Source organism: Stieleria sp., assembly GCF_041595215.1.
GTDB classification, from domain to species: Bacteria; Planctomycetota; Planctomycetia; order Pirellulales; family Pirellulaceae; genus Stieleria; species Stieleria magnilauensis.
Genome location: NZ_JBFHKV010000522.1, coordinates 1 through 5,740 on the forward strand (window position 1 = coordinate 1; position 5,740 = coordinate 5,740).

A 5,740-nucleotide genomic window follows, 5' to 3' on the forward strand; every position below is an offset into this window, starting at 1 on the left:
GCGCAACATCGGGGGCACCGTGCTCCAGTCGATCTGTTGCCAGCCTTCGGACAGTCCGTCGAGTTCCAATTCCAAGCGGCCGCCGGCGCGAACGGCGTAGAAATACGACAGTTGTCGCGCTTGTGGGAAGCCCGCCGGGTTGAGCGTTTCACTGTCGTTCTCTCGGTCGCCCCGCCGCTCGTATTCGATGCGGAAGTCGATCTTGCCGACCACACGACGTTTGAACTGGATTTCCCAGACGTTGGAATCCGCCGCTGTGCGAATCAAGTCGCTGACGGTGTTGCCGCTGGCCCGCAGCGTCTTGATTTCGTCGGCGTCGCTGAGCGGCAGAACCACTTGCAGTGAACGCAACGAGGCATTTTGCACATTGAAATTCGCGATCAACGCCGTTCGCGTCTGGCCTTCCCGCAGCGTGACTTCATGCAACACTTGGCCGGTCACCCAGGGATCCAGTTTTTCGATGCCCAGGACCAGGTTCCAGTCGCGTTGCAGCAGACGAAACGCCAACGCGCCTTGGGCTTCGCCGCCCATCGCCCGCGGATCGGTCTCGGAAACATTTTGCCGGGACACGGTTCGGAGCCGAATGCCGGTGGTCGGGCGGACGACCAAGTCACCGGTCTGGCGCGTCGCTTCATTCAGCTCGAAACGGGGGATTTCCCATTGCCCGACGTCACTCGGCGCGGCACCGGTCAGAGCCAGCGCAAAGCTCTGCGTGCCGAGGGTTTTGCCGTTGAGGTGCAGGATGATTTGTCGTTGGTCGTTTTCGGTCAGTTCGGCCCAGTGGTGCAACGCGGGGCCGGTCAGCGATTCGACTTCCAGCCCATCGGGTAGCGGAAAACTGAGCTGAAACAGTCCGGCGCGGGAGATTTCGGCGGCAAAGTTGATCGCCAAGACGACGCGTTCGTCGCCGAGTGAAAGGACTTGCTTGCTGGCGACACGGACTTCCGCTGCCACCGGTGCGACACGCACGGCGACTTCGCCACCCTCGGCACCATAGCGATAGACCCGATGCAACACGGCTTGTTTGTTGGTGATCAAGCCGGCGTCAAAGTCACCCAAGTTGACGGCCGACATCTGATTCGGTTGCAACGATTCAGGTTGGGCTTCGGGACCGAAGGCGATCGCGACGAGTCCGACTTCACCGTTGGCGCCGGTGACCTTGAGCGGTGAGAGCGTGACATCGGCCGGCAGAGGGTCGAGTCCGCGTTGTGTTTCGATGATCACGTCAAAGGCTTGTGATTGAGCGGGATCGATCTGCAACTTCAATCCGCCGCTCTCGGCATCGAATTGCCAGGAACCGACCGGCCCCGAGACCGCGCTGACGGTCAGGCCTTGGGGGACCACGACATTCAATTCGCTGACTTGGCCTTGTGACGTTCGGAGATGCAGACGATGGCGTCCGTCGACGACACCGGGTCCCGGCAGGTACAAGTTAGACGCTTCGACAAAGAACTGTGTTTCCTCCGTCGTCACATCACGGACTTGGGGTTTCAAGAACAAACTCGCGCTGCCGGGGCGCAGCAACACGTTGGCCTGGGTCGCGTCGTCGACTTCGGTGGTTTCAATGCGGACCGCGGCCGGAGAGGTGACGTCCCATCCGGCTTCGTCGTAGCGGAGGTCGATCTGTTGGACGGCCGCGATGCCGGTCAGCACAGGGATGCCGCCCATCGGCTGGATCGCTTCCAGCTGAAAATCAAAGGTCGCCTGGTACGTCACCGACGGAGCTTCTTGCTGGTCGTTATCTTGCGGGGCGTCTTCCGTTGGGGGCGACGGATCGGTTGCCGGAATGCTGACGATGTAAGAGAGGCCTTCGCCGGCCACTTCGGTCTTGGTCAGCCGCAGCCCGGTTCCGTCGAAACGCGTCAGGACGGCGGGGGCTTTGAGCAACAGGAATCGATCCCCCGGTCGGCCGGACAGCGTGAGGGTTCCGGTGGCGGACAAACGATCGTCTTGATGCGTCAGTTGCCACTGTTGTTTGATCGAGTCGGCCGCCTGAAACCCCGCCGGAACGGCCGCCAGGCTGCTGCTTGCCATCGACAGCATCAGGGCGAACCCGACCAGCATCGGCGTCACCGGACCGAATGCTTCACTGGGGACTTCGCCTGGAGCGTCATCTTGGTTTTCCTTTTTGGCTTTCCTTCGCTCGGCGAGGTCGCGTAAGGATTGATTGGTGTGGTGGACCCAGTCACGCGCCGGCGGCAGGAACAGCAGGATGAAAATCGCCACGGCGAGCAGTCCGTAGAACCACGGTGCGCTGTCACCTTGCAGCAACACCCCTAGGGCCAACAACAGAACTCCACCGCCACGCAGCAGCCGGCGTGCGTGGACGTCGTGCTTCCTAAACGACCAAGCCAGGGCGATGATGGCGCACAGCAACGCGGTCACGCCGGCGGACGAAAGATTGACGCGCCACAGCGGCGTGTTCTTCACCTGCAACGCAATGGTTTCTCCGGCCGCCAAAATCGGCACGCTGACTTGTAACGGCTCGGGAACGCCCCGTTGTGACAGCGCCACCATCGCGGTTGCGACCGACACGCCGATCGCGATCAGCAAACTCAGCAGACCGGCGACGCGGAGGGATCCCGGTTTGCGGCAGGCCCAGAATCCGAAACCGGTCAGCAACGCGATCACCACCAGCGCGATCAACCCGCGTTTGGCCACCCAATCCAATCCGGACGGCCGCAGCACCGGGACGGGCGGCGTGACCGTTCCGCCGGAGGGCACCAACACGTATTTTTCGTCTCCGGTCACATTCCACTGTGTTTTCAGGATGGGGGCGAACACGGTGGGCAAGGCGAGTTCGGGGCGGGACTGGTGAACGGCCGGTTTGCCCAATCGCAAACTGACTTCGACCGGAACATTGGGGTCCGTGCCGCCGGGGATCGGGATCAACGTGGCCTCGTCGGATTGACGAGCCGTGACGGGCCGGCCGCCCACGGAAACGGCCCACAGTCGGACCGGTTCGCCGGGCAGCTGAATCTTCAACGTGCGTTGCCCGCGTGTCTTGACGAAGTACACGACGTCGGTGACCAGTTCGCCGTCCTGCGATACACGACTGTTGGCTTCGGCGAATTCCACGACCTGCGTCGCGGTCGTGCCGGGCTCGAACCAGCTGACGTTCAGGTTCAGTTCGAATGGACGTTGGGTGTATTGCCAGGTTCCCAGCGGAGGCGCGGTGCTGAGCAGACGCAACTCCGCGGGCAATTCCAGCGGATCCAGGTTGAGCATGTCATCGGAGATCGATTCGGTTTGGATTTTCACCTGCATCGGGCTGACCACTTGGATGTAACCGCGTTCGCCCTGAACGCCGATCGGAGCGACTTGGCCGGGCTTGAACGAACCGTTGCTCTTGTCGGGTTTTTCTTCGAAAGTCACCAGCAGGGTGTAGGCGCCCATGACGGGTTGGTGCAGTGAAACGATCAGCGTGTCGCCTTCTCTGCGGTACGTGCGGACGTCCTTGCCGTCGACCATCACGTTGCCCAGTGTGGCCGGGACGGTGATGTTCCATTCGGAAACCGGCGACCCGGTGACGAAGTAGTTGATCAGAGCACTGCCGTAGACCGTTTCTTCGCTCAGGGAATAGAGATGAAAAACGTCCGACTGCACACTGCGCTCGAGTTGTTGGACGCTCATCGTGGCCGACCAACCCGGTTGGCGAATGCGAAAGGCTTGCTGCAGGTTCGGTGTCGGTTTGGGAAAGTACGACAAGGGTTTTTCGGCCAGCAAGTCTGTCGACGCGATGGAAATTCGAAAGCCTGGGGCGCCGATGATTCCCAGATCGCCGCGGACCGATTTGGCGTCGGGGTATTCGATGCGTGGCAGATTCCAGTCACCCTCCGACGCGGCTTCGCTTTTTTCCAAGTGCAGTGCGACGAGCTGGCGCCCGATCACGTCTTGGCCGAAGATGACTTTTAGATTGCGGCGACCACCCGTGACGGCCGTTGCGGTGATGTAGTCGGCGACGCTCGCTCCGGTGACCGAGACGACGGAATAGTCCGACGGAATTCCAAAATCCCACTCGCGGATCGGGGCTTCGCGAATGTCGAGTTCTATGTCCGCCCGGACCACACGATCCGTCTCGGCCAATTCATAAAGCACCAGTTCGGAAACATTGACCTCCGGCTGGATGCGATCCGCGGCGACGGTAAAGCTATGCTCGGCCGCGGGGAATCGGTACACGAAAACTTGACGGGCTTCGATCGAATCGCCGGGAAACTGATCCGGTGCCAGCTGATTCATGCCGCTCAGCAGCGTCGGTTCCAGTCGCACCGATCCCAGGTTCGTCAGCCGCAGGAACCCCGAATGACGGATCGCGCCGATCGGGACCAACCGCAGCCCTTCGACTCGTACCGGAAACGCGCCCAGCGGCGTTTGGCTGCGCACGTTGATCTGGCTTTGGCCGGTGATCGGCTGGCTGAGGGTGACGTCGAGCTGTCTCGATTGCCCCGACTCGGTGACTTTCCAGCCGACGATGTTGTCGCCCTGGACGTCGAGGATTTCACCCGGCCCGCGCAAGCCGATCTGAAACGATCTCAGTTCGCCTTGCAGCACTTGGTAAGTGATCTGGTGATCTTGACGCAGCAGTCCGGTGCCGACTTTCGCTTCGATCTTGCCGGTGGTGGTGAAGAACAGTTTTCCTTCGCCGGTTTGACGCGCGGTTTTCCACTGCAGTTTCGCGCGACCGGTTGCCGGCAAAAAACCGAGCCAGGCGTCGTCCTTGCGAAGCGGCACGACCGATTCTTGATCGCGCTCAAATTCCAGGTCCGATTCCAGTCCGACGAGCGTCAGGGGAACCACGGCGCTGGCGGCGATGGTGATGTCCATGCGATGCACGTTGGGAGCGGGGGCGTCCAGGGTGGCGACAAAATCGAGTGCCACCGGAAAGCTGCCGGTATCGGCAAAGGTCAGCAGGTAAACCGATTGTCCGTTGGGCGTCGAGAGCTGTAATTGATAGTTGTCGTCGACAGGCACTTCGCTGACGGCGGCATTGCCCGAGAGGATGATGATATCGGCACCGGGCTCGGTGACGTTTGCGGTGCTGCGAAGCTGGAAACGAATCGATTTGCCATCGGGATGCAGCTCGCCGCGCAACGTCGTGTCGACGAGTTCGACCGCTGCGGGGGCGGCGCCGTCGCGCTGCAGAGAGAGCTGGATTTGGCCGCCGCCGGCCGTCTGGAAACGCTTGGCCCGATCGCCCGAATCCAGCGGGACAAACCCGCTGACCGAGTTGACGGTCACGGCAACTTCGGGAGCATCGATGATGGTGACGATCGAATCGAAACCGACAGACTCGCCCGGGGTCAGGTGCGTCAGGTCGATGGTTGTGGGAAGTTGCAGTTTCTCCGAGCGTGTTTTGATCTCCACCTTCAACTCGGTCGCGTCTTGGTTGATGTGCAGATCCAGGAATCGCTCGTCGCCTTCGCGGCGGACGGACCATGAACGCAGGTTTTCGCCCTGGACATCGCTGATCGCGTCCGGGCCGCGGAGTCCAAAACTCAATGTCTTGGCGCGCCCCTGGATGACTTTGGCCGTCAGTTGGATGGCTTGCTCGATCCGTTCGGTCGAAACGTTCGCCGTCGACGTGGCCTTGGCCGTATAGAAAACCGGTGGGTCGGGAATTTGTCCGCGGGCTTCCACGACGATCGTCCCCGTGCCGTCACCGGCAATGGAGCTGCTCAGTTTGGCTTGCGGTGCGTCATCCTGGGCGTGGCCGCGATGGCTCAGCGAGAAGGTCATTCCC

1 protein-coding gene is annotated in these 5,740 nt (G+C 61.5%); it reads right to left on the reverse strand.

The annotated features are described in order from the left end of the window. Window positions 1–5,740 (reverse strand): hypothetical protein (locus tag ABX749_RS19235; RefSeq protein ID WP_372897391.1); only part of this gene is annotated, 5,740 nt, incomplete at both ends.